This window comes from Streptomyces sp. NPDC054872, from assembly GCF_053610705.1.
Genome location: NZ_JBSGYY010000014.1, coordinates 150,565 through 173,601, shown reverse-complemented (window position 1 = coordinate 173,601; position 23,037 = coordinate 150,565). Strand labels below are relative to the sequence as shown.

The window sequence follows — 23,037 nt, the reverse complement described above, 5'->3', positions numbered from 1 at the left end:
TGTGGCGTCCGTGAGCCCCGGAACCAATGGTTCCGGGGCTCACGAATCTTGGCGTCTCAGTGAGCGAAGGCTCAGAGACCGGCGGTCAGGCCGGAGGCCAGGCCCGTGACGGCGCCGGTGTTGAGGCCGGTGACGCCCTCGACGGTGCCGACGACGCCGCCGACGACGCCCGAGACGGGGGCGATGGAGTCAACGGTGCTGGTGACGTTGCCCGCGACACCGGCGACGAGGCCACCGGAGACGTTGTCGAGGTCGGCGTCGGAAATCTCGAGGGTCTCGACCTGGGGGGTGTAGTTCATGGTGTGAGCTGCCCTTCTCATGAATGGTGCAAAAGGTGTTTCCAACACTGCGGAACCTGATGTGCGAATTCCGCGGTGGCCAGGATCAAAGCACGTTCGCAGGTCGTACATCCAATCGATGTGACGACGGTCGGCAGCCCTCGTGGCATCGAATCACCGCTGCGTGCAGGCGTGTTCACCGCGCGGGAGCAGCTCCTTCACAAGATTCACAGAAGGAAATCCCGCGAGCGGAAGGACTCCCTCCACCAAAGCGGACACTCTCGCATCAAAGCGAAAGTTCTGTGGTCAATACACAAGGACCGCGCGGGGAGTATTCGCCGAATGGCGTGACTGGGCTGCGCATTCGATGTGCAGGTTTATTGAAGGCGAGGCGAATCATGGCCGAAGGGGACACGGAGTGCCCCGGCTCAGACCTCCGCGACCACGCCGTCCGTCGATGCGCCGGAGGCGATTCCATGGCCGGGCGCGGGCACGGACTCCGGGGCGAGCAGCACCGAGCGCCGGCCGTCGACGCCGATCGGGACGTCGCCGTCGATGGTGACGCGGCGCAGGGTGCGCTCGTGGTCGTCGGAGTCGTCGACTCCGTAGTGCTGCGTCGCGCGGTTGTCCCAGATGGCCACGTCGCCCGCGCGCCACTGCCAGCGGACCGTGTTCTCCGGCCGCTCCACGTGGGATTGGAGTACGTCGATCAGGGCGCGGGAGTCGGCGGCCCGGAAACCGCTGAGCTTCTGCAGGAAGTTGCCCAGGACCAGGGTGTGTTCACCGGTCTCGGGGTGGACGCGGACCACCGGGTGCTCGGTCCGGAACTTGACGGCGGTGAACACCTTGCGGTGCTGATCGAGCGCCGCGGAGGTGGCTTCGGGGCGGGTGGCGGCGTAGTCGTAGTCATTCGTGTGCACGCCGCGCACGCTGTCGGCGAGGACCCGCAACGGCTCGGGCAGATCCCGGTACGCGGCAGCGGTGTTGGACCACAGGGTGTTGCCGCCGTAGGGCGGGATGACCTCGGCGCGGAGGATGGAGAAGGCCGGGTAGGCGGGCACGAACGTGACGTCGGTGTGCCACTGGTTGGCGCGGCCGCCACGGTCGTTGTCGATGCCGAGGGCGTAACGGCCGTCCACGGACGGCACGGTGGGGTGGGCTACGGGGGTGCCGAGCAGCCGGGCGAAGGCTTCGTGGCTCTCCGGGTCGAGATGCTGCTGGTCGCGGAAGAAGACAACCTTGTGCTCGAGGAGCGCGGCGCGTACGGCGGCCACCGTCACCTCGTCCAGGTCACCGCCCAAGCGGACCCCGGACAGCACCGCGCCGATGCGGCCGCCCACTTTCTGGACGGTGAGGGGCGCGGTCGGGTTGGGCGTGGTCTCCACTACGGGTGCGGATGTCATGGGTCGAAATCCCTTCGGTGGGGCGGGTGTTGGGTGCTGGTGGGACGGGTGGGTGAAGGGCAGCGCAGGCCGATGGGGCTCACTCGCGGCCGCGTTGCGGCGTGCGAGCGAGAGAGGGAGAGGGAGATCGGCCTGCGGCGCGAAAGCGGCACGGCAACGGCAACGGCAACGGCACAGATACCTTCACGGACACCGGCGCAGACACCGGCAGCCGCCGAGTACGAAAGCGGCGGTCAGGCCACGCGCAGACGACACGCCGCGGAGGCGAGGCGGCCCAGGTCTACGTGGAGCCGCGGGACAAGAGGAGTCATCGCGGTCATGTCCTGGAGCATGGCCGTCTGCCGGAAGCACGGTCAAGCTCTGCCCCGCCCGCTTCACGACCCTGCAACGCGCCCGACACCGCGGAGACGGCGCCTGCGGCCACGCCTCGCCAGAAGCCCGGCGCGCGGGACGATCCGCTGCTCGGAAGCCCGCGGCGACAGCGACCCGGGGTCCGGGGGCGATCCGTCCCGTTCAGGGCGGTGCAGCATAATGCGGCCATGCGGATCTCAGCCAGGGCGGACTACGCGGTACGTGCCGCGCTGCAACTCGCCGCGTGCCAGGACGACGGGCCGCTGAAGGCCGAGGCCATCGCGGACGCCCAGGACATCCCGCACAAGTACCTCGAGGGCATCCTCAACGACATGCGGCGCGGCGGGCTCGTCCTCAGCCAGCGCGGCGGCAACGGCGGCTACCGCCTGGCCCGGCCCGCCGACCGCATCAGCATCGCGGACGTCATCCGCGTCGTGGAGGGCCCCTTGGTGTCGGTGCGCGGGGTACGCCCTCCGGAGCTGGCCTACAGCGGGCCCGCGGAATCGCTGCTGCCGCTGTGGATCGCGCTGCGGGCGAACGTCCGCCAGATCCTTGAGGGTGTCTCCCTGGCCGACGTCGCCGCCGCCGAACTGCCCACCCCGGTCACGGAGCTCGCCGCGGACCCGGCGGCCTGGACGAATCCGTGACCGCGCGCTCAGGCCGAATTCCGTCCGAGAACGCGCGCTCAGGCCGAATCCCGTAGGACCAGACGTGTGGGAGTGACCACGGACGGCAGGGAACGGGAGCCCTCTCCGGCCTGCGGTTGGTGCGCCGTTCGGTCGCACAGCAGCCGTGCCATCAGCCGTCCCATCTCCTCGATGTCCTGGTGCACCGTCGTGAGCGGTGGCTCCGTGGTCTCGGCGAGGGGCGTGAGGTTGTCGAAGCCGACGACGGCCACGTCCCCAGGCACGGAGCGGCCGTGTTCCCGCAGGGTCCGCAGGGCACCCGAAGCCATCAGGTCCGAGGCGACGAACACCGCGTCCAGATCCGGTGTGCGATCCAGCAGCCGTGCCATGGCGTCCGCGCCTCCGCGCAAGGTGAAGTCACCCTCGGCGAGAAGACGGGACGGAGCGTCAGGCAGGACGTCGCGGTATCCGTCGAGGCGGTCGATCGCGGACGCCTGGTTGAGCGGCCCGCTGATCGTCGCGATACGACGCCGTCCCAGCGACACGAGGTGCCGAACCGCTTCCCGGGCACCACCGCGATTGTCGGCGTCGACGTACGTGTAGACGTCACTGCGGTGTCCGGAGCCGAGGGCCGGGCGTCCGCCGAAGACAGCGGGCAGCCCCATCTGCTCCACCATGTCCGGCAGCGGGTCGTCCGCACGCAGCGAGAACAGCAGGGCGCCGTCGACGTGACCGCCGCCCAGGAAGTTGCCGACGCGCGGATAGTCGTCATGCTCCTCGATGAAGAGAAGGACGGGCTGGACCCCGTGCTGTACGAGCTCTTGCCGGATGCCGCGAAGGTGACGGTCGAACCAGGGGTCGACGAAGAGCCGGTTCTGCGGTTCCGTCACCACCACGGCGACGGCGTTGTTGCGACGGGTGACCAGCCTTCTGGCGGCCTGGTTCGGTACGTAGCCGAGCTCGTCCACCGCCTTCCGGATGCGTTCGGCGACCGCGGGCCGCACCTTCGGCTCACCGTTGATCACCCGTGACACCGTGGACTTCGACACCCCGGCCCACCGCGCCACGTCCTCCAGCGTGGGGCGCTGCCCGATCAACCGTTCAGTCAACTGGTCAACTCCCACTCCGATGCGGCGCCGTTCGCCGTGCCGCCGGACACGTTAGCCGCCCACCGGGCAGCACCGCCTCGCCCCGTGCCCCCTCGGGCGTCGGCCTAGCGCCGATTGCGCGGGTGGTTGCGTGCCGTGCGTTCGTTGCCGTGCTTGTACGCGCCCGTCCAGCGGGCCATCACCAGCTGGGCGTCGCCCGATTCGACCTCGGCGATGAACTTCTCGGCACGCGCACCGCGCAACGTGCCGGCGTCACGTCCGTGATGGGTGATCGTGACGCTGCCGTCGGGGCGCTGCTCGTAGGTGAATCCGGAGGGTCTCGGCATGGCCGGATGTTAGGCACGACGGCCGCGCTCCCGTAACCGAATTTCAGGCGCACCGGCGAGCAGCGGCGGCCGGGACCGCCGTCCGGACGGGCTCCGTGGTCCCATCTGGCGAGACGAGCCAGTCCGCCCCTTGAACGCCCCCTTGTAGCGACGGGAGTTCACCAGCACTATTCCTATCAATCAGGTAGGGAAACTAGGAATCTGTGAGGCGTCGCCGTGACAACGCTGCTCCCCTCCGCCTCGCCGCGCGTCGTCCGGGAACTCGCCGACGATCTCGCCGTCGACGCGGACCTGCGCGACCGGGCGGGCAAACCTCCGCTCGACGAGGTTTCGCGGCTGCGTGAGGCGGGACTGCCCGCACTCCTGACGCCCTCCGGTCAGGACGGTCCGGACGGCCGGGGCACCGACTGGCGTACGGCCTGTACGGCGATCAGGGACATCGCGGCGGCGGACAGCTCCATCGCCGAACTCCTCGCGCATCACCACGCCCTGTCATGGAGCCCGCGCCTCTTCGCCACGCCCGCGGACGCCGCGGCCCTCGAACTGCGTGCCGTACGCGAACAGTGGCTCTGGGGAGGTGACATCGAACTGCCGGACGCGCAGACGGGAACCGGCCTCGCGCTGACCCCGGCAGCCGACGGGTACGTCCTGCACGGAAGACGGCCCTCGACCGCGGGCGTCGCCGTCGCGGACCGGCTCGTCCACACGGCGCGGCGCACGGACAGCGGCGAGTGGGTGGTCGTCCAGGTGGACCCGGCCCACCCCGGCGTCCGCGCCGAACCGGCGCACGATCTGCTCGGGCAGCGTCTGAGCGGTGCGGGCGGCGTCAGCTACGACGACGTACCGGTCGCCGCTCACCAGGTGCTCGGCACTGTTCCCGTCGACGAACACGAGATCGCGCCGTTCACCGCGCTCGCCCCGCTGGCCCGCCGTCTGCTGCTCGTCCAGGTCGGTCTCGGCAACGCGGAGGGCGCGCTCGCCGAGGCGCGGGACATCAGCCGTGCGCTGCCGCGCCCCGCCCTGATGGGTGCGCTCGACTCCGGCGGGGACTGCGGGCCGCCTCACGCGGACCCTTATCTGCTGCTGGCCTACGGGGAGTTGGCGACGGCCGCGCACAGCGCTGCCGCCGTGGTGGACCGCGCGACGGAGGCGTTGGCCCGCGGCCTGGAGACCGGGCCCGCACTCGACGCCGACGAGCGTGCCGACATCGCGTTCCTCGTGGCCGCGGCCGAAGCGGTCACCACCCGGTCCGCCCTGCACATCACCACCCGTGTCCTGGAACTCACCCCCGACGCTCCCTCGCCCGCGTCCGACCCCGGGCTCGACCGGTTCTGGCGCAACGCCCGCGCCCTGACGGCCCACGATTCCGCCGCGCACCGCCTGCGTGACATCGGCGAGCACTACCTCAACAGCCTGCGATAACCGGCCGCTCCCCTCCGCAGCCGGCCCCTCGGTCAGTACGATCTTCGGATACCGGGACCCGTACGGTTCGGCACCCTGGGGCCGTCCCGTACCGCATCCGCAAGGCCGAGAGGGAAGCACCGTTGAACACCGGCAGCTACTACGAACCCATCGACGAGCACCGCTACAAGCCCACTTCCCATGCCGGGGGCGCCTGGGACACCGACGAGCAGCACTTCAGCCCGCTCGGCGGCCTCACCGTCCACGCCATCGACCGGTACCTGGCCGCCCGCCCCGGCAGCGGCCTCGTCATGTCGCGGATCAGCTTCGACATCCTGGGACGCCTCGCCCTGGACGAGTGTGAGATCCAGGTGGAGACCATGCGTCCCGGCCGCACCATCGAACTGGTCGAAGCCGTCGTGCTAATGGCAGGGCGGCCGGTGGTACGGGCCAGGGCCTGGCTCCTCGCCGCCGGCGACACCGGTTCCGTCGCGGGCGGCGGCGCCGACAAGCTCACCTCTCCCGAGGCGCTGGAGTCCTGGCCCATGGCTTCCCTGTGGCCGGGTGGATACATCGCCTCCGTGGACGTCCGCCCCGTCACTCCCCCGCAGCCGGGCCGGACGACGGCGTGGATCTCCACCCCGCTCGACCTCGTCGCCGGGCAGACCGCGAGCCCCCTCGCGTCGTACATCGCCCTCGTGGACACCGCCAACGGCATCGCCGTACGCCAGCCGCCCACCGCCTGGATGTTCCCCAACGTCGACCTCACCGTCCACCTGCACCGTCAGCCCGAGGGCGGCTGGACGGGTCTCGACACCACGGTGACGTTCGGCCCGACGGGCCAGGGAATCACCAGCACCGTCCTGCACGACGTCCACGGCCCGGTCGGCCACGCCCAGCAGATCCTCACCGTCCGGCCCCTGTAGCTCGCCCGCCCCGCTCACATGAAGCGGCGGATCAGCCGCTCCTTGGCCGCGGTGAAGGGCGGGTAGGCCGCTCGCATGGTGTCGGGAGCCAGCGGCTTGTGGAGGACGGCCTTCGCGTGGCTGAAGGTCTCGACCGAGTACCGGCCGTGATAGCTGCCGAAGCCGCTCTCCCCCACACCGCCGAAGGGCAGGCCCGGCACGGTGAGATGGGCGTTGGGGAGCCCGAAGCCGACCGCGCCCGACGATGTCTCTTCGAGCAGCCGGCGCCGGGTCTGCCGGTGCGGCGTGAACGCGTACAGGGCGAGCGGCTTGGGTCGGGCGTTGACGAAGGCGATGGCCGCGTCCAGATCGGGCAGGGACAGGACCGGCAGGATGGGTCCGAAGATCTCCTCGGACATCACGGGGGCGGCCGGGTCGACGTCGGCGAGCACGGTCGGCGCGAGGTAGCGGGTGGCCCGGTCGTGCGCGCCGCCGGTCACCACGCGGCCGTCGCCGAGCAGGGCGGTGAGCCGGTCGAAGTGCCGGTCGTCGATGATGCGCCCGTAGTCGGGGCTGCGGGCGGGGTCGGTGCCGTACATGGACGTGATCGCGTCGGCGAGGTGGTGGGCCAGCGGTTCTGCCGTGCCGCCGATCGCCAGGACGTGGTCGGGGGCGGTGCAGCTCTGCCCCGCGTTGAGGAACTTGCCCCAGGCGATCCGGCGCGCGGCGGCGGCCAGATCGGCGCCCGGCTCGACAAGGGCCGGGCATTTTCCGCCCAGTTCCAGGGTGACGGGGGTGAGATGCCGGGCTGCGGCCGCCATGACGATGCGGCCCACTGTGCCGTTGCCCGTGTAGAGGATGTGGTCGAAACGCTGCTCCAGGAGGGCCGTGGTCCGCGACGCCGCGCCCTCGACGACCGCGACGGCGCTCGGGTCCAGAAAGCGGGGCAGGAGGCGGGCCAGCGCGGCGGAGGTCGCCGGTGCCAGTTCGCTCGGCTTGAGCACGGCGCAGTTCCCCGCGGCGAGGGCGCCCACCAGGGGTGCGAGTCCCAGCATCACCGGGTAGTTCCAGGGGCTGATGACCAGGACCACGCCGAGCGGTTCGCGCACCGTCCGGGCGCGGGCCGGGAGCAGCGCCACCGGGACCGGGACGCGGCGCGGGCGCAGCCGGCGTTCCAGGTGGCGCAGGGTGTGGTCGATCTCGTTGATGACGAAGCCCAGCTCCGATGTGTGCGTCTCCACCGGGCTCTTGCCCAGGTCGGTGGCGAGCGCGGCGGCCAGCGCGGGCGCCTGCTCGGTCAGCAGGGCACGCAGAGCGCGCAGTTGATGCCGTCGCCAGGCCGTCGGTCGCGTCCGGCCGGCGGCGAACGTCGCGCGCAGCCGGTCGACCGTCCCCGCGACGTCGGCGACCGGTTCGCCCGCACCACCCACGCCCAACTCCCGCTCCACGTCGGTGAGCAACGACTGCTCCATGGTGTCTCCTCCCCACAAACGCAACGGTGCGTTGCGCTTTCGTCGACCGTAACCCTCCGATCCCATGTATGCAACGCACCGTTGTGTTGCATTAGGCTCCGGGCATGACGACGCATCACCGCCCGCGCCCCACCCGCGGCGACGGCCCGCGACGCAAGCCGCAGATCTTCGACGCCACCTTGAAGGCCCTCGCCCGCGACGGCTTCGAGTCCATGACGATCGAGGGCATCGCGGAGGAGTCCGGCGTCAACAAGACGACGATCTACCGCTGGTGGCCGTCGAAGTCCGCGCTCCTCGGCGCCGCCCTCATCGACGCGCCGCTCCTGGACCTGCCGATTCCCGACACCGGGCACCTCCGGGGCGATCTGGAGCAGCTCGTCGGCAGCCTCGTACGACTGCTCACCGCGAGGGCGTCGGGTGCCGTCGCACAAGCCGCGTTGGGGGCGGCGGTGAGCGATCCCGGGCTCGCCACCTACATCCAGGGGTTCTTCGCCGACCGTCTCGCGCGCGAGCAGGCGGTGATCGACCGCGCCGTCGAGCGCGGCGAACTGCCGCCGGACACCGACACGATGACCCTGATGGACCTGCTCGCCGGCGCGGTCTGGCTGCGCGCGGTCTTCCGTCGCCTGCCGCTGGACGACGACTTCGCCCGGCGCACCGTCTCCACCGTGCTCGACGGCGTACGCGCGTCCTGAGATGTACCCGTTCGCCGCGCATGTCGTGTCCACGACATCGTCACACAGTCGACCCACAACGTTCATACAGTGATGCGCTCAACCGTGCCACTCTCCCGTTGGCCCACTTGTCAACTCGCGTAGAACGCGGGTCCCTTCGGAGGGATCCGCGGGTGTTCGCGAGTCTCCGGGAGAGGACACCCCCCACATGCCCGTCCCTCACATACGTCACTGGAAACCGCTGGCCATGACGGCGGCCGCGGTTCTCGTCGGGATCACCGTTCCGGCCGCCGCGGACGCCACGACCACGGCCCCCACGCCGCCCGCCGCGTCCGCCGGCGCCTACGACGACACGTACTACAAGGATGCGCTCGGCAAGACCGGTCCGGAGCTGAAGAGCGCCCTGCACACCATCGTCAGCGACCAGACCAAGCTGTCGTACGACCAGGTCTGGGACGCCCTGAAGGTCACCGACGAGGATCCGGCCAACAGCAGCAACGTGATCCTGCTCTACACCGGGCGCTCGCAGAGCAAGGACAGCAACGGCGGCGACCCGGACCAGTGGAACCGCGAGCACACCTGGGCGAAGTCCCACGGCGACTTCGGCACCGCCACCGGCCCCGGCACCGACATCCACCACCTGCGGCCGACGGACGTCTCGGTCAACAGCACCCGCGGCAACAAGGACTTCGACAACGGCGGCAGCGAGGTCGGCGAGGCGCCCGGCAACTACACCGACGCCGATTCCTTCGAGCCCCGCGACGCGGTCAAGGGCGACGTGGCCCGCATGATCCTCTACATGGCCGTGCGCTACGACGGCGAGGACGGCTTCGCCGACCTGGAGCCCAACGACAAGGTCGACAACGGCAGCGCGCCCGCCATCGGGCGTCTTTCCGTACTGAAGCAGTGGAATGACGAGGACCCGCCGGACGCGTTCGAGAAGAACCGCAACCAGGCCATCTACGACCAGTTCCAGCACAACCGGAACCCGTTCGTCGACCACCCCGAGTGGGTCGGCGCGATCTGGTAGATCACCGGCACGGTCACGGCCGGTTGTGGCAGCGGCTCCACGGGCACTGCCACCACCGGCCGATGACGGCGGATCAGGACACCACGTCGCCCAGCGGCTTGCCCTCCAGGTGGCCCGCGACGTTCTGGATCGCCGCGAGGGCGATGCGGACGAGCGTCTCACGGGTCACACCCGCCACATGCGGCGAGAGCACCACGTTCGGCGCCTTCAGCAGGCGCAGGGCCGCGGTGGGCGGTTCGGGGTCGAAGACGTCGATGCCGGCGCCGGCCAGCTTCCCGGCCGTGAGCGCGTCGGCAAGAGCGTCCTGGTCGATGAGCGCACCCCGTGCCGTGTTGATGACGAAGGCCGTCGGCTTCAGGAGGGCGAGGCGTTCGGCGTCCAGGAGGTGACGCGTGCGCTCGGTGAGCGGGGCGTGCAGGCTGACGTAGTCGGACGTACGGAGGAGTTCGTCGAGTTCGACGTGGCGCGCGCCGCCGAGGCGGGCCTCCGTCTCCGCGTCCAGGGGGCGCGGACCGGCGTAGACGATGCTCATGTCGAACACGACCGCCCGGCGGGCGACTTCCTCGCCGATGTGGCCGAGCCCGACGATGCCGAGCGTCTTGCCGGAGAGCTCCGTGATCGACTGCTGGAGGCGCGGCAGTGCCCAGTCCGCCTCGGTCAGCGCGGTGTGCGCCGGGATCAGCTGCTTGGCGAGGGCGAGCATGAGGGCGAAGGTCTGCTCGGCCACGTTCTGCTTCTCGGCGCCGCTGGAGCCGATCGAGCAGACGGAGATTCCGCGCGAGCGGGCCGCCTCCAGGTCGACGTAGTCGAAGCCGTGGCTCGCGCACTGGACGACTTCCAGGGCCGGGGCCGCCGCGATGTGCTCGGCGGTGACGGGCGCGAGGCCGGTGACGATGACGTGCGCCTCGCGCAGGGCCGTGGGGTCCTCGTCGGCCGACTCGACGACGGTGACATGCGCCGTGGCGGGGAGCAGCCCGGCGAGGGCGCCTCCCGCCGCACGGCCGCCCACGTGGGGCGAGACGATGGCCAGGACGTTCTTCACGGCGGTCATGCGGTCTCCTCGATCAGGTCGTCGGGGGTGAGGGTGGCGGGTCCGGCGTGTCCGGACAGGGCAAGGGTGAGGTCGAGCTCGGCGAGCAGACAGCGGATCACGTGGTCGACGCCCGCCTGGCCGTCGAGACCGAGCCCATAGGCGTACGGCCGTCCCACCAGGACGGCCTCGGCGCCCAGGGCGAGCGCCTTGAAGATGTCGTCACCGGTGCGGATACCGCTGTCGAACAGGACGGAGAGCCGGTCGCCGACCGCCTCCACGACGCGGGGCAGCGCGTCGGCCGCCGCGACGGAGCCCGCGACCTGGCGGCCACCGTGGTTGGAGACCACCACGCCGTCCATGCCCGCGTCGGCGGCGCGGCGTGCGTCGTCCGGATGCAGGACGCCCTTGAGCACGATCGGACCGTCCCAGTTCTCGCGCAGGAACGCCAGGTCGGGCCAGGTCTTCGCGGGGTCGGCGAACATGCCCACGAAGTGCATCACGGCGGCGTTCGGGTCCTCGTGCACGGGCTTGGCGAGGCCCGCCAGGAACGCCGGGTCACTGAAGTAGTTGGCGGTGCCCACGCCGTGCAGGAAGGGCAGATACGCCTGGTCCAGGTCGCGCGGCCGCCAGGCGAGGAGCGGCGTGTCGAGCGTGACGACCAGCGCCGTGAACCCGGAGGCCTTCGCCCGGTCCAGGAAACTCTTGGTGACGTCACGGTCCTTGGCCCAGTACAGCTGGAACCACCGCTGCGCGTCCCCCATCTCCTTGGCGACCTGCTCCATGGGGGTGCTGGACGCGGAGGACAGGATGAACGGGACGCCGCGGGCCGCGGCCGCGCGGGCGGCGGCCGACTCGCCCTCCGGATGCATGATCGACAGGACGCCGACGGGCGCGAGGGCGAGCGGCGCGGGCAGCCGGTGGCCCAGGACGTCCACGGACAGATCGCGTTCGTGCACGTCACGGAGCATGCGCGGCACGATCCGGCGCCGCTCGAGGGCCGCACGGTTGGCGCGTGCGGTGCTGCCGTTGCCCGCGCTTCCGGAGACGTAGCCGACCGGTCCCGGACCCAGGCGCTGTTCGGTCAGCTCCTCCAGGCGGGTCAGGTCGGTGGGCAGGCGGGGTACGGCGCCAGTCATGCCGTTGAGGTAGATCTCGTACTGGAAGTCCGCCCAGTTCGGCGTCGTCGTCATGTGGTGGGTCCCGTCCGGTGGCCTGAAGACTGCGTGCGACAGCGGAAGGCAGCGTGCGACTGCGAAGCACAGCACTGCCCACCCGACGATCCTTGCCACCGTGACAAGCCCCGTCCATGGTCGTACGCACTCTTTTCCGATGGGATCATCACCCTGTGACAAACAAGCGGGAACGCGTCCGGCAGGAACTCCTGGCCGATCCCCGCCTCGTCGAGGCGATCGTCGACGCCGTGCATGAACAGGTTCCGGCGTACACGGCGCTGGACGGCAGCCGGTTCCCCGAGGTGCGGGCCATCGCGGCCTGGGCAACGGACCGCCTCCTCGACCACTGGGTGACGGGCGGCGTGATCGGTGACGCCGATCTGCGGCGCTTCCGCGGGATCGCGGCGGCGCGGGCGGCGGACGGCCGCCCCTTGCAGGCCGTGCTCCGCGCCTACCGGGTCGCGGCCGCGGTACTCGCGAACGAGGTCGCGGCCCGCGCGCCGCGGCTGTCCGCGCAGGACGCCTTCGCCCTGACCCGACTGCTGCTCACCGCCATGGACACCATCTCCGAGGAGATGACGACGGCGTACGCGGCCACCAGCGAGCGCCTCACGGGTGACCGCGACAGATCTCTGCAGCTGCTGCTCGACGACCTGATCGCGGGCCGCCACGCGTCGCTGGGCGCGCTCGGCGCACGAGCATCACGCTTGGGTGTGCAACTCCCGGAGCGCTACTGCCTGTTGGTCGCGGAACCGGTGGACGCCCGAGCCCTGGACGGCGGCTCGTCCGACATCTCTCTCGCCACGTCGACCGCACTGCTCACGGCACTCGACGGCGGCGGAACCCGCGGCACGTCCCTGGCGACCACCCACGGATCGCGCGCCGTACTCCTCTTTCCCGCCGCGTCCGCCGACGCCGTGCCCGAGGTCCTGCGCAAGCACGCCTGGCGCGGCTGCGTGATCTCGGGCGAGAGCCTGGACCGCGTGGCCGTCGCCCACCGGCTCGCCGCGGGCGCGCTGGACACCGCTCCCCCGCACGCACATCACCCCGACCGGGTCCTCACCGATGCCGACGCACACGTTCTCGCCCTGCTCGCGGGCCATCCCGTGGTGAGTCCCGACCAGATCGGCCGCATCGTCCTCGGCCCCCTCGTCGACAGCGCCCGGCGCCACCTCCTGGAAGCCCTCACCGCGTACATCGACACGGGCTCGGCCAACGCCGCGGCCCGCGCTCTCGATCTGCACCCCCAGTCCGTCCGCTACCGCCTGCGCCGCGTCCGCGACATCGCGTCCCGCGACCCCCAGGACCCCTGGCAACGCCTCACGCTGGACATCGCGCGGACGATCGTGGTCGGGGGCCGGAACGGATAGCTCCCTCGGTCAGGCCGCCGCCGCGTCGCGTGTGGCGGCCGCGAGTTCGGCACGCAGGGCCGCGAACCGGGGCGCTCCCCGCAAGGCGGCCACGTCGGTCGTCGCCGCGCGCGGCAGGGGGACCGCCACCTCGTCGATCACGCGCCCCGGGCCCGCGGCCATCACCAGGACCCGGGAGCCGAGCAGTACGGCTTCCTCCGCGGAGTGCGTGACGAACAGGACGGTCGTCCCCGTGACGGCCGCCAGAGTCCTGACCTCCTCCTGCAGGCGTTCACGGGTGAGCGCGTCCAGCGCGGCGAACGGCTCGTCCATGAGCAGGATCTGCGGTTGGGTGGCCAGGGCCCGTGCGATGGCCACGCGTTGCTGCTGTCCGCCCGAGAGCTCCCAGGTACGGCGTCCCGCCATGCCCGGCAACCCGACCAAGGACAGCAACTCCTGGACCCGGCAACCACGTTCACCTCGTACGACACCGTGCCGTGCCAGCGCGAAGGAGAGGTTGCCGCCCACCGTGCGCCAGGGGAAGAGGCGCGGCTGCTGGAAGACGACACCGACCTTCCGGCGCACCTGCACCGTCCCGGTGGCGGGCCGCTCGAAGCCGGCCACCAGCCTCAGGAGCGTCGTCTTGCCGCACCCGGACGGCCCGACGAGCACCACGAACTCGCCGGTCTCCACGGTCAGGGACACATCGGAGACCGCCGTCACCGGCTCCTTGGCCGTGCCGTAGCGGACACTGACGCCCGACAGTTCGATGTCGGCGGACGCGGTCGAGCCGGTCTCCGCATGCCCGGTCTCCGTCTGCCCGGTCTCAGCCTGCGACACGGGCCAGCTCCTTCACCGCGAGGTCCTTCTCGAGGGCCGACCGGTCCGGGACCGCGTCGATGGCCTTCTGCGCCTTGAGGAAGCCGGCCGCGTCGTGCAGGTTTCCGGCGAGGGCTCCCGGAGCGCCGGGCCTGCCGAGGTAGTCGGCTCCCCGCTGCTGATCGGCGGTGAGCAGCACCAGTTGGGCAAGCTGCTTCCGGGCCGCGTCGGGGCTGAGGTTCAGCTCGGCGCCGATGGCCTCCGCGGCCTTTTCGGGGTCGCTCTTGGCCAGTTTGACGGCCTGGTCCTCCGCCTTGAGCCAGGCATCGACGATCTTCGGGTGCTCGGCCGCGAACGCGTCGGTGACCACGCCGAGGTCAGCGGTGGGCTTGCCCTGCTCGGCGAGCCGGCGGCTGGTGATCAGTACCTTCCCGTCCTTCTCCAGGTCGGTGAGGGTGGGCGTCCACACGTACGCGGCGTCGATGTCACCGCGCTGCCAGGCGGCGAGCGCGTCCTGCGGCTGAAGGTCGACGAGCGACACGTCGGAGGCCTTGAGACCGGCCGAGTCCAGTGCGGCGAGGAGGGAGTAGTGGGCGGTCGAACCGAAGGGCGTGGCGATCTTCTTGCCCTTGAGCGCCTTGACGGAATCGATGCCCTTCTTGGCGACGAGTGCCTCGTTCTCGCCGATCACGTCATGGATCCACAACACCTTGTACGGGATGTTCAGCGGCGCCGAAAGCCCCTTCGTGACCGGGCTCGACCCGGCAAGGGCGAAGTCCACCGCTCCGGCGATCACCGCCGTGTTGACGTCCGCCCCCGAGTCGAACTTCACCCACTTCACCTCGGCCTTCGGCAGCGCCTTCTCCAGAAGTCTGTGGTTCTTGACCACCAGATCGGCGTTGGGTATGGCCTGGTAGGCGATGCGGACCTGGGTCTTTCCGCCACCGGATGCGGCATCGGCGCCGTCACCGCAGGCGGTCGCGGTCAGTGCGACCAGAGCGGTGGCCGAGGCGAGGAGAGTGCTGCGGCGGAGGTATGAGGGCATGACGTTCCTTCGTACGTTGACGTGGAGCGGGAAGTCCGCAGGGTGCGAGAAGGCCGGGAAGGTGAGGCGGGGCAAGCGGTCGTGGGGTCAGACGCGGCCGCGCCACGGCACCGCCACCCTCTCCACCCCCTTGAACAGCGCGTCCAGGAGGATCCCGGAGAGGCCGATGGCGATGATCCCGGCGATGACGACGTCGGTCTGGTTGTAGCGCTGGGCGTCGCGGATCATCCCGCCGATGCCGGGTACGCCGTTGACCGTCTCCGCGGCGACGACCGAGGTGTACGCGATGCCGACCGCGATCCGTACACCGGTGAGGATCTCCGGCAGGGCGGCGGGCAGCCGTACGGAAAGGAGCAGCGACACGGGCCCCGCGCCGAGCGCCCGCGCCGCCTCCACCAGGTCGCCCGGCACCCCGCGTACCGCGGCCGCAGTGGCCGCCGCGACGGGCGGCAGCGCGGCGATGACGAGCAGCCAGATCTTCGGGGTCTCGTCGATGCCGAACCAGATGACGAGCAGCGAGAGGTACGCCAGCGGAGGCAGCGTACGGAGGAAGGTGACCGCCGGTTCCAGGACCACCGCGAGCGGTTTCACCACGCCGATAAGGAGCCCCAGCGGGATCCCGGCGAGGGCCGCGTACGCGGTGCCGATGCCGATCCTGCGCAGCGAGACGGCCAGGTGCTCGCCGAGCAGGTGGCCGCTGAACCCGCGCACCCCGTCGTGGACGGTCGACGCCTGCACGAAGGCGTGCCACACGTCCCCGGGCGACGGCACGAGGACACGAGGCCAGACGCCGGCCGCGACCACCGCCTGCCAGGCGGCGAGCAGCACGGCGAGTGCCAGGAGCCGCAGCGCCGTCCAGCGCAGGGGCGCTGCCGTGGCCCACGTACGCCGTGCGGGCCTCGGCGCCGGCGCCGATACGGATCGGGTGCTCTGTTCTGTGTTCTTGAGCAGGGTCACGCCGCTGCCTCCGTGAGCGCGCGCAGCCGGGGAGCGACTTCTTCGCCGACCCGATAGGCCTCTTCGAGGTGCGGGTAGCCGGACAGGACGAACTCGTCGATGCCAAGCGCGCGGTACTCGAAGAGCCGCTGGGCGACCTCCTCGTGCGAGCCGACCAGGGCGGTGCCCGCGCCTTCGCGGACGAGGCCGATGCCTGCCCACAGGTTGGGCGCGACGGTCAGGTTTTCGGCAGAGCCGCCGTGCAGGGCGGTCATCCGGGCCTGTCCGGTGGAGTCCATGCGGGCGAAGCGCTCCTGGGAGGCGCGGACCGCCTCCGGGTCGAACCCGGCGAGGACGCGGTCGGCCTCCGCCCACGCCTCGGCGGCGGTGTCACGGGTGATGACGTGCAGCCGGAGGCCGAAGCGCAGGGTGCGGCCGAGGAGTGCGGCCTTGGCGCTCAGCCTGGCGATGCGTTCGGCGAGCGCGGCCGGCGGTTCGCCCCACAGGAGCTGCACCTCGGCATGGCGTGCCGCGACCTCCTCGGCGGCCGGGGAGGCGCCGCCGAAGTAGAGGGGGACGTGCGAAGCCGTAGCGGGCGAATCCAGTCGGGCGCCCTCCACCCGCACATGACGGCCTTCGAGGTCGACCGGCTTGCCGTCGAGCAACTCGCCGACGACCCGCATGAGTTCGCCGGTCCTGACGTACCGCTCGCTCTTGGGAAGATGGTCGCCGTACGCCCGCTGCTCGGCCGGGTCCCCGCCGGTGACCACGTTCAGCGCGATGCGGTCGCCGAACAGGCGGCGGAAGGTGTCGGCCTGCTGGGCGAGCAGCGTCGGCCGGGCCAGGCCCGCCCGGAAGGCGACGAGGAAGCCGATCCGCTCGGTGACCGCGGCGATGGCCGGGGTCACCACCCAGGGGTCCACACAGCCGAGGCCCACGGGAGTCAGCAGCTTGGCGAAGCCCGACTGCTCGGCGGCGCGGGCGACTTGGGCGAGGTAGCCGAGGTCGGCGGCGCGTCGGGTCGCGGTGGCGGTGCGGCCCTGGACGGCGGTGACACCGCCGGGGTCGCGGCCGTCGCCGCCGGTGGGCAGGAACCAGTGCAGCACGGGGGCAGCAGGGGAGGACATGCTGGGGCACCTCGGGAGAGAGCGGACGCGGGCGGGGCCGCCCCGCGTCCTGCGCAGGGGCGTGCCGGGCTGCCCGGGTGTCCGGGGCTGAGGAAGGAGTCAGGTGCGGCGACGGCCGACGTCCGCTCGCATGCGGTCGTCAGCGGTGTGAAGGGCTGCGGAGGCTCGGTGGAGCGCTCAGCAACAGGCCGCGCGACAAAAGGAGATGGCCCGACACAGCATCCCCGAGACACGCAGAAGGTCCACGTGGCGACGGGATACGAGGGCGGGGTTCATGCGTGCATCCTGACCGGGTCCTTGCGCCACCGACAACCCGGTTCCGCCATGTGGACATAAAGATCCCGCATCGCGGTACCGCAAGGACCCGCCCCCGAGCTGCCGACGCCTCCCCCCCCCATGACGTGTTCGCTGTTCGCCCTCGCCCGGAAAGGGCGAGGGCGAGGATCACCTGCGCCGCCACTCCTCCGCGAGGAGTTCGTAGGAGCGCACCCGGTCGGCGTGGCCGTGGGTGATCGTGGTGATGAGCAACTCGTCCGCCCCGGTGGCCTCCTGGAGCTGTTCCAGTTGGTCGGCGACGCGTCCCGGGGAGCCGGTGAACTGGGTTTCGGTGCGGTCCTCCACCAGCGCCCGGTCCGCCTCGGTCCAGACGTGCCGGCGCGCTTCTTCTGGTGTCGGGTACGGGATGGCGCCCTCTGCCGTGCGGATGCTGCGGACCCATGGGCCGTAGCCCGCGGCGAGTTCGCGGGCGGTCTCGTCGTCCTCGGCGACGACGACGTCCGCGGAGACGCTGACGTAGGGCTCGTCGAGTACGTCGGAGGGCTTGAACGCGGCGCGGTAACCCTCCGCGGCCTCCAGCACCGTCCCCGGACTGACGTGGTAGTTCGCCGCGAAGGGCAGGCCGTTGCGGCCCGCGACGTCCGCGCTCTGGCCGCCGCTGCTGCCCAGGATCCACACCTCGATGTCGGCGCCCTCACCGGGCACGACATGCGCTTCGATGCCGTCCGCGGAGCGGTACGTCCCCGCGAGCAGCGCGAGGATGTCGTCGATCTGCTCCCCGTAGTCCTGCGACTGGGCGTGCGGCTGCTGGAGCAGCTTGCGCTGGAGGGCGACGCGGGGCGAGCCCAGCAGATGCTCGTAGGAGAACCGCGGCGGGATCCGCAGCCCGTTGGGAGCGTGGCCGTCGACGACGGGGGTCGCGGTCGGCGGCGCGGCGGCGGGCGTTCCGGGCGGCTTGCCGCCGGAGCGGCCGAGGCCCAGGTCGAGGCGCCCGGGGTGCAGCGCGTCGATCAGGCCGAACTCCTCGACCGTGGACAGAGCGGTGCGGTGGCCGAGTTGTACGGCCCCCGCCCCGAGCCGGATCGTCGAGGTCGCGGCGGCGGTCAGGGCGAGGACGACCGCCGGTGAGGTACCGGCCACGCCCGGGTTGAGGTGGTGCTCGGCGAACCAGTAGCGGGCGTAACCGAATCGCTCGGTCTGCCGGGCCAGGTCGATGGAGTTGTGCAGTGCGGCGGCCGCCGTGGAGCCGGACGAGACCGGGACCAGGTCGAGGACGCCGAGTGGGATGGCTGACATGTCGGTGGTCCTCCTCAGTGGTCGGCCGTCGCGGGCACGGGTATGGGTACGGGTTCGGGATCAGGCTCGGGCAGGCGCGCCCCGGAGTCGGGGTGGGCCAGGCCGAGGTGGTCGCGCAGGGTGGTTCCCTCGTACTCCGTGCGGAACACGCCGCGCTCCTGGAGCAGCGGGACCACCGTGTCGGCGAAGGCGTCGAGACCGCCCGGGGTGATGTGCGGGACGAGGATGAAGCCGTCCGACGCGTCGGCCTGGACGAAGGAGTTGATCGTCTCGGCGACGGTGGCCGGGGAGCCGACGAAGGACTGGCGGTTGCCGGTCTCGATGACGAGGTCGCGGATGGACCACTTGTTCGCGGCAGCGAGCTCGCGCCACTCCCGCGCGGTGGCCAGCGGGTCGCGGTACATCCGCACCTGGGCACGTCCGCGGGCGATCGTGTGCTCACCGACGTCCGGATCGATGTCGGGCAGCGGGCCCTCTGGGTCGTACGCGGAGAGGTCGCGGTTCCAGACGAACTCCAGGTGCTTGATCGCCGTGGCGCCGCTGACCTGCTTGCGCCGTACCTCACGCGAGAGCTCCTCCGCCTCGGCGTCCGTGTCACCGAGGACGAAGGTCGCGGCGGGCAGGATGAGGAGCTGGTCGTGGGTGCGGCCGTGGCGGGCCAGGCGGCCCTTGACGTCCCGGTAGAACTCCTGGCCTTCCTTGAGCGTGCTGTACCGGCTGAAGATCGCGTCCGCGCCCTCGGCCGCGAACTCGCGTCCCTCGTCCGAGTCGCCGGCCTGAAAGACGACCGGTCGCCCCTGAGGACTGCGCGGGACGTTGAACTGCCCCTGGATGTCGAAGTGTTGCCCCTGGTGGACGAAGGCGCCCGCCCGCGCGTCGCGCAGGAAGGTGCCGCTCTCCTGGTCGGCGACGATCTCGTCCCCGCGCCAGGAGTCGAACAGCTCATTGGCCGTACTGAGGAATTCCTTCGCCCTGGAGTACCTCTCCTCCTGCGGGAGGAATCCGCCGCGCCGGAAGTTCTCGCCGGTGAAGGCGTCCCAGGACGTCACGACGTTCCACGCGGCGCGCCCGCCCGACAGGTGGTCGAGACTGGCGAACTGGCGGGCCACCTCGTAGGGCTCGTTAAAGGTGGAGTTGATGGTGCCGGTCAGGCCGAGGTGTTCGGTGACGGCGGCGAGGGCCGCGAGGACGGTGAAGGTGTCGGGTCGCCCCACGACATCCAAGTCGTAGATTTTCCCGCCCTGTTCGCGCAGCCGAAGCCCCTCGGCGAGGAACAGGAAGTCGAATTTGGCGCGCTCGGCGGTGCGTGCGAAGTGCGCGAAGGAGCTGAACTCGATGTGACTCCCGGCCTCGGGGTCGCTCCATACGGTGGTGTTGTTGACGCCGGGGAAGTGTGCCGCGAGGTGGATCTGCTTGAGCGGCTTGTCCGGTGACTTGCTCATGAGGGGGTCCCTTCCGGTCCGGCTCAGGCGGTGGCGGCGTAGCGGCTCGCGGGGCGGGTCAAGCCCAGGAGGCCGCGCAAGGTGTCGGCTTCGTACGCGCGCCGGAAGACGCCGCGGCGCTGGAGTTCGGGCACCAGGCCCCGGGTGATCGCCGGGAGGTCGTGCCCGACGACGGCGGGACGCAGCCGGAAACCGGTGAGGCCGGCCTGCTCCAACTCCTGCAGAAGGTCAGCCAGTTGTGCGGGCGTTCCCGTGAAGATGTGCGCGTCACTGGTGTACCGGTCACCGGCGAGGGCGTCCAGGCGCTCCCGGCGGGCCGCGGCGGCGGCCGGGTCGTCGTCGAGGAACACCACCAGGTCGCCCAAGAGATGCAGGGACTCGTCGGCGCGCCCGGCCGCTTCCTGTTCCGCGCGGACGGCGGTGACGATGGCGCGTGCGTGCCCGGTGTCGCGCGGGGTGACGTATCCGATGTCGGCCGAGCGGCCGAGGAGCCGGAACGGGGCATCCGTCGGCCCCTCGTGGGCGAGCGCGCTGATGACAGGCAGGCCCTGCGGCGGCCGGGGCGTGATCGAGGGGCCCTTGACGCTGAAGTGCTTGCCCTCGAAGTCGATGTAATGCAGCTTGTCGCGGTCGATGAAGCGGCCGGTGGCGACGTCCCTGATCTCCGCGTCGTCCTCCCAGCTGTCCCAGAGGCGGCGCACGACTTCGACGTAGTCGGCCGCCTCGTCGAAGAGGTCGAAGGTCAGCTCCCGTACGTCCGGCCTGCCGAGGTCCTCGACGGCATCAAGGGCGGGAAGCGTGCGGCGCCCGAAGTGCGCGGCCTCGTTGCGGCGTGCGGACACCTGCACCCGTACGCCGGCGCGGCCTTCGCTGACGTAGTCGAGCGTGGCGATCGCCTTGGATGTGTGGAAGGGCTCCGTGTGCGTGGCCACCACGGTCGGCACAAGGCCGATGTGGCTGGTCAGGGGCGCGACGCGGGCGGCGATGAGGACGGCGTCGAGGCGCCCTCGTACCTGATCGGTGCGTTCGTCGGGTTCGGTGAAGCGCGAGGACTGGAGCCCCAGTCCGTCCTCGATCGTCACGAAGTCGAGCAGGCCGCGTTCGGCCTCGGTGACCACATCGGCCCAGTACCGAGCGGTGAGCAACTCCCTTGGACGGGCCACTGGTTCGCGCCAGGCGGCGGGGTGCCAACCCGCGCCGTCGAGCGCGACGGCGAGGTGCAGCGAAGGAGCGGGGGGAGCGGAAGAGGGCAACGCGGATGAGGGTGAAGGTGATGACGACACGAAGGTGTGCCTTCCTGATCGACCGTACGAGAACACCGGCCCCTCGGCTTCGAGGGTGCGGCGGCGGGGTGACGGGTCAGGAACGACAGAGCGCGCCGGCGACGCGCTGGAGGTCGATGTGCGGCCGGGAGTACAGATGCACCTGGCGGCTGGGGGCGACCGTGATGACACGCGGGGCGGACACGGGCGGCAGCGCGGACGACGTGGACGGCACAGCGGAGACCGCCGACATGTCCGTCACCTCCGTCCGTGGGCCAGGGCTTGACGCCGACAATCGTGACCTGCTCGGGACGTTACGTGAGGTCGCAGCGGTGCGCAATGCCCGTCGATCACGGGCGTCCTCGCGTCGCCGTACGCGCCTCGTCGTACGTCTTCGTCAAGGACAACCGCCGGGTCACTGCTTCTGTTCCGCCTTCGCGCTGGGAGTCGCACGGCCTTCTTGACGGAGCCCTGTGCCCGGACCCAGACTTCCGGGGACGGTCACGATTGTCAGCGCCCGCCCGGCAGGCTCCCTGCCCGAGCGGTTCATCGGCCCCGGCCCGCTGGCAGGCAACCCTTCCGCCGCGACGGGGTGCCCCGGGTGACGACCGGGTCCCGCCGTGGCGGCGGGGCAAGTGCGGCCCCGGTTGCAACGGGCCTCGACGGCAGGGCTGGTGGACATGTCCAGGGCGGTCGGTGAGAGGAAGGGCACCCAGCGGCCCCTCCTGTCCGCGCCCCGGCCCAGCCCCCGCGTGTTGTTGACGAGACGGCTGCACATCGACCTGTTGCGCGTGTGCAGCGCAACGGCTCCAGCCGTCTGACGTCGACGCACCCCCCTCTCCCTCCGCTGTGCCACCGGCGCCCTGCGCGCGGTCGGCGCCCCCTCACCTGTCTGGAGAGCCATGCCCGAGACCACGTCGCACCGTTCCCGCCCGACGTCCCTCACGGATCCGTACTCCCCGCACGAACCCGTCCCGGGCGGCAGCTGTCCCGCGGCGATCCGCAGCCGCATCGGCGCCGACCTGGCCGGCGGCTTCTACCCGGCGCCGCACCGCTATCACCTGTACCTCTCGGCCGGATGTCCGCGCTCCTTGCGCGTCTCGGTCACCCTCGACCTGCTCGGGCTCCGGGAGTCGGTCACCACGACGCTCCTGACACCGCACGCCACCGCGGCGGCACTCGACTCACTGCACCGCTGCTACCAAGCCACCGAGCACCACTTCGACGGCCCTTTGACCGTTCCCGCCCTGTGCGACCGCTGGAGCGGGCACGTGGTCAGCAACCACACGCCCGACATCCTGCGCGACCTCGCCTGCCGCCTCGCCGCGCACGGCAGCGGCCCCCTCCTGCGCCCACCGGCCCTGGCAGCGCGCATCGACACCTGGCACGAAATCCTCGCGAGCCCGCTCACCGACGAGACGCTGAACCGCCTCGACAGCCGACTGGCCTCCCACCCGTACCTCGTGGGTGACGAACTCACCTCGGTGGACGTGGACTTGTGGGCCGCGCTCGTCCACCCCACTGCGGACGCTGCTGAGCCCGACGACTCCCACCCCCACGTCCGCGCCTACGTCCGCCGCCTGTACGCCCATCCGGCCTTCCACACCAACGGCCCCCGCCCCAAGGCCCCGCGTGCCTCCCGCGCCACCCATTCCCCGCTCTCCACCCCACCCCTGAGGTAGTGCGCCCACGGGCCCACGAGCGG

The 23,037-nt window shown here is 71.2% G+C and carries 24 protein-coding genes and 1 riboswitch; of the genes, 7 read left to right on the top strand and 17 right to left on the bottom strand.

What is annotated here, in order from left to right:
• Nucleotides 1-71 precede the first annotated feature (71 nt).
• The 3 genes from ACWGIH_RS19565 to ACWGIH_RS19555 all read right to left on the bottom strand — a co-directional run bounded on the left by ACWGIH_RS19565 (nt 72) and on the right by ACWGIH_RS19555 (nt 1,992).
• Nucleotides 72-299: a type A2 lantipeptide gene (locus tag ACWGIH_RS19565; RefSeq protein WP_249585724.1), complete on the bottom strand. Its 228-nt coding sequence runs from the start codon at nt 297-299 to the stop codon at nt 72-74.
• A 407-nt stretch (nt 300-706) separates the two neighbouring features.
• Entirely contained in the window at nt 707-1,681 is a 975-nt protein-coding gene (locus tag ACWGIH_RS19560) for a TauD/TfdA dioxygenase family protein (RefSeq protein ID WP_453450024.1), read from the bottom strand.
• 233 nt (nt 1,682-1,914) lie between these two features.
• Nucleotides 1,915-1,992 (bottom strand): putative leader peptide, encoded by a 78-nt coding sequence (locus ACWGIH_RS19555; RefSeq protein ID WP_384278765.1) that lies wholly within the window; start codon nt 1,990-1,992, stop codon nt 1,915-1,917.
• A 228-nt stretch (nt 1,993-2,220) separates the two neighbouring features.
• Here ACWGIH_RS19555 and ACWGIH_RS19550 point away from each other — a divergent pair, with 228 nt between their 5' ends.
• Nucleotides 2,221-2,679 (top strand): RrF2 family transcriptional regulator, encoded by a 459-nt coding sequence (locus ACWGIH_RS19550; RefSeq protein WP_453450025.1) that lies wholly within the window; start codon nt 2,221-2,223, stop codon nt 2,677-2,679.
• Between the two features lie 38 nt (nt 2,680-2,717).
• Here the strand turns inward: ACWGIH_RS19550 and ACWGIH_RS19545 are convergent, their stop codons facing one another.
• Both ACWGIH_RS19545 and ACWGIH_RS19540 read right to left on the bottom strand, forming a co-directional pair.
• A complete protein-coding gene (locus ACWGIH_RS19545; protein WP_453450026.1) occupies nt 2,718-3,767 on the bottom strand; it encodes a LacI family DNA-binding transcriptional regulator in 1,050 nt (349 codons plus the stop codon).
• A gap of 104 nt (nt 3,768-3,871) precedes the next feature.
• Nucleotides 3,872-4,093 (bottom strand): hypothetical protein, encoded by a 222-nt coding sequence (locus ACWGIH_RS19540; RefSeq protein ID WP_453450027.1) that lies wholly within the window; start codon nt 4,091-4,093, stop codon nt 3,872-3,874.
• 216 nt (nt 4,094-4,309) lie between these two features.
• Between ACWGIH_RS19540 and ACWGIH_RS19535 the strand changes: the two genes are divergently transcribed.
• Both ACWGIH_RS19535 and ACWGIH_RS19530 read left to right on the top strand, forming a co-directional pair.
• On the top strand, nt 4,310-5,515 hold the full coding sequence (locus ACWGIH_RS19535; RefSeq protein ID WP_453450028.1) for an acyl-CoA dehydrogenase: 1,206 nt from the start codon (nt 4,310-4,312) through the stop codon (nt 5,513-5,515).
• 122 nt (nt 5,516-5,637) lie between these two features.
• Nucleotides 5,638-6,420 (top strand): thioesterase family protein, encoded by a 783-nt coding sequence (locus ACWGIH_RS19530; protein ID WP_453450029.1) that lies wholly within the window; start codon nt 5,638-5,640, stop codon nt 6,418-6,420.
• A gap of 14 nt (nt 6,421-6,434) precedes the next feature.
• Here the strand turns inward: ACWGIH_RS19530 and ACWGIH_RS19525 are convergent, their stop codons facing one another.
• On the bottom strand, nt 6,435-7,871 hold the full coding sequence (locus ACWGIH_RS19525; RefSeq protein ID WP_453450030.1) for an aldehyde dehydrogenase family protein: 1,437 nt from the start codon (nt 7,869-7,871) through the stop codon (nt 6,435-6,437).
• Nucleotides 7,872-7,975: 104 nt separating this feature from the next.
• Here ACWGIH_RS19525 and ACWGIH_RS19520 point away from each other — a divergent pair, with 104 nt between their 5' ends.
• Both ACWGIH_RS19520 and ACWGIH_RS19515 read left to right on the top strand, forming a co-directional pair.
• A complete protein-coding gene (locus ACWGIH_RS19520) occupies nt 7,976-8,566 on the top strand; it encodes a TetR/AcrR family transcriptional regulator (protein WP_453450031.1) in 591 nt (196 codons plus the stop codon).
• Between the two features lie 187 nt (nt 8,567-8,753).
• The gene (locus ACWGIH_RS19515; RefSeq protein ID WP_453450032.1) at nt 8,754-9,575 is read left to right on the top strand and encodes an endonuclease I family protein; all 822 of its coding nucleotides are present in this window, start codon (nt 8,754-8,756) and stop codon (nt 9,573-9,575) included.
• Nucleotides 9,576-9,648: 73 nt separating this feature from the next.
• Here ACWGIH_RS19515 and ACWGIH_RS19510 read toward each other — a convergent pair whose 3' ends face one another.
• A complete protein-coding gene (locus ACWGIH_RS19510) occupies nt 9,649-10,626 on the bottom strand; it encodes a 2-hydroxyacid dehydrogenase (RefSeq protein WP_453450033.1) in 978 nt (325 codons plus the stop codon).
• On the bottom strand, nt 10,623-11,798 hold the full coding sequence (locus tag ACWGIH_RS19505; protein WP_453450034.1) for a lactate 2-monooxygenase: 1,176 nt from the start codon (nt 11,796-11,798) through the stop codon (nt 10,623-10,625). Before ACWGIH_RS19505 ends, ACWGIH_RS19510 begins: the two co-directional genes overlap by 4 nt.
• A gap of 155 nt (nt 11,799-11,953) precedes the next feature.
• Here ACWGIH_RS19505 and ACWGIH_RS19500 point away from each other — a divergent pair, with 155 nt between their 5' ends.
• A complete protein-coding gene (locus ACWGIH_RS19500) occupies nt 11,954-13,150 on the top strand; it encodes a PucR family transcriptional regulator (RefSeq protein ID WP_453450035.1) in 1,197 nt (398 codons plus the stop codon).
• Nucleotides 13,151-13,159: 9 nt separating this feature from the next.
• On the opposite strand, the gene ACWGIH_RS19495 is transcribed toward ACWGIH_RS19500, so the two are convergent.
• The 9 genes from ACWGIH_RS19495 to ACWGIH_RS19455 all read right to left on the bottom strand — a co-directional run bounded on the left by ACWGIH_RS19495 (nt 13,160) and on the right by ACWGIH_RS19455 (nt 21,585).
• Nucleotides 13,160-13,969, bottom strand: coding sequence for an ABC transporter ATP-binding protein (locus ACWGIH_RS19495; protein ID WP_453450036.1), 810 nt, complete (start codon nt 13,967-13,969; stop codon nt 13,160-13,162).
• Nucleotides 13,956-14,993, bottom strand: a complete 1,038-nt coding sequence (locus ACWGIH_RS19490; protein WP_453450037.1) for a taurine ABC transporter substrate-binding protein — start codon at nt 14,991-14,993, stop codon at nt 13,956-13,958. Before ACWGIH_RS19490 ends, ACWGIH_RS19495 begins: the two co-directional genes overlap by 14 nt.
• Before the next feature lie 87 nt (nt 14,994-15,080).
• On the bottom strand, nt 15,081-15,950 hold the full coding sequence (locus ACWGIH_RS19485) for an ABC transporter permease (RefSeq protein WP_453450038.1): 870 nt from the start codon (nt 15,948-15,950) through the stop codon (nt 15,081-15,083).
• On the bottom strand, nt 15,947-17,056 hold the full coding sequence (locus tag ACWGIH_RS19480) for an LLM class flavin-dependent oxidoreductase (RefSeq protein WP_453450039.1): 1,110 nt from the start codon (nt 17,054-17,056) through the stop codon (nt 15,947-15,949). The genes ACWGIH_RS19485 and ACWGIH_RS19480 overlap by 4 nt, the downstream gene beginning before the upstream one ends.
• Nucleotides 17,057-17,233: 177 nt before the next feature.
• Nucleotides 17,234-17,332 carry a putative leader peptide gene (locus tag ACWGIH_RS19475; protein WP_453450040.1) on the bottom strand — a complete coding sequence of 33 codons (99 nt, stop codon included), beginning with the start codon at nt 17,330-17,332 and terminating at the stop codon, nt 17,234-17,236.
• A 168-nt stretch (nt 17,333-17,500) separates the two neighbouring features.
• Complete coding sequence (locus ACWGIH_RS19470) at nt 17,501-18,628, bottom strand: LLM class flavin-dependent oxidoreductase (RefSeq protein WP_453450041.1); 1,128 nt, start codon at nt 18,626-18,628, stop codon at nt 17,501-17,503.
• A 14-nt stretch (nt 18,629-18,642) separates the two neighbouring features.
• Nucleotides 18,643-20,070 (bottom strand): NtaA/DmoA family FMN-dependent monooxygenase, encoded by a 1,428-nt coding sequence (locus ACWGIH_RS19465; RefSeq protein WP_453450042.1) that lies wholly within the window; start codon nt 20,068-20,070, stop codon nt 18,643-18,645.
• A gap of 23 nt (nt 20,071-20,093) precedes the next feature.
• On the bottom strand, nt 20,094-21,323 hold the full coding sequence (locus ACWGIH_RS19460; RefSeq protein ID WP_453450043.1) for an LLM class flavin-dependent oxidoreductase: 1,230 nt from the start codon (nt 21,321-21,323) through the stop codon (nt 20,094-20,096).
• A gap of 106 nt (nt 21,324-21,429) precedes the next feature.
• Nucleotides 21,430-21,585 (bottom strand): putative leader peptide, encoded by a 156-nt coding sequence (locus ACWGIH_RS19455; protein WP_453450044.1) that lies wholly within the window; start codon nt 21,583-21,585, stop codon nt 21,430-21,432.
• Nucleotides 21,586-21,831: 246 nt separating this feature from the next.
• Nucleotides 21,832-21,976, top strand: a riboswitch (SAM riboswitch).
• Between the two features lie 258 nt (nt 21,977-22,234).
• Between ACWGIH_RS19455 and ACWGIH_RS19450 the strand changes: the two genes are divergently transcribed.
• Complete coding sequence (locus ACWGIH_RS19450) at nt 22,235-23,014, top strand: glutathione binding-like protein (protein WP_453450045.1); 780 nt, start codon at nt 22,235-22,237, stop codon at nt 23,012-23,014.
• The last annotated feature ends 23 nt before the right edge of the window (nt 23,015-23,037 follow it).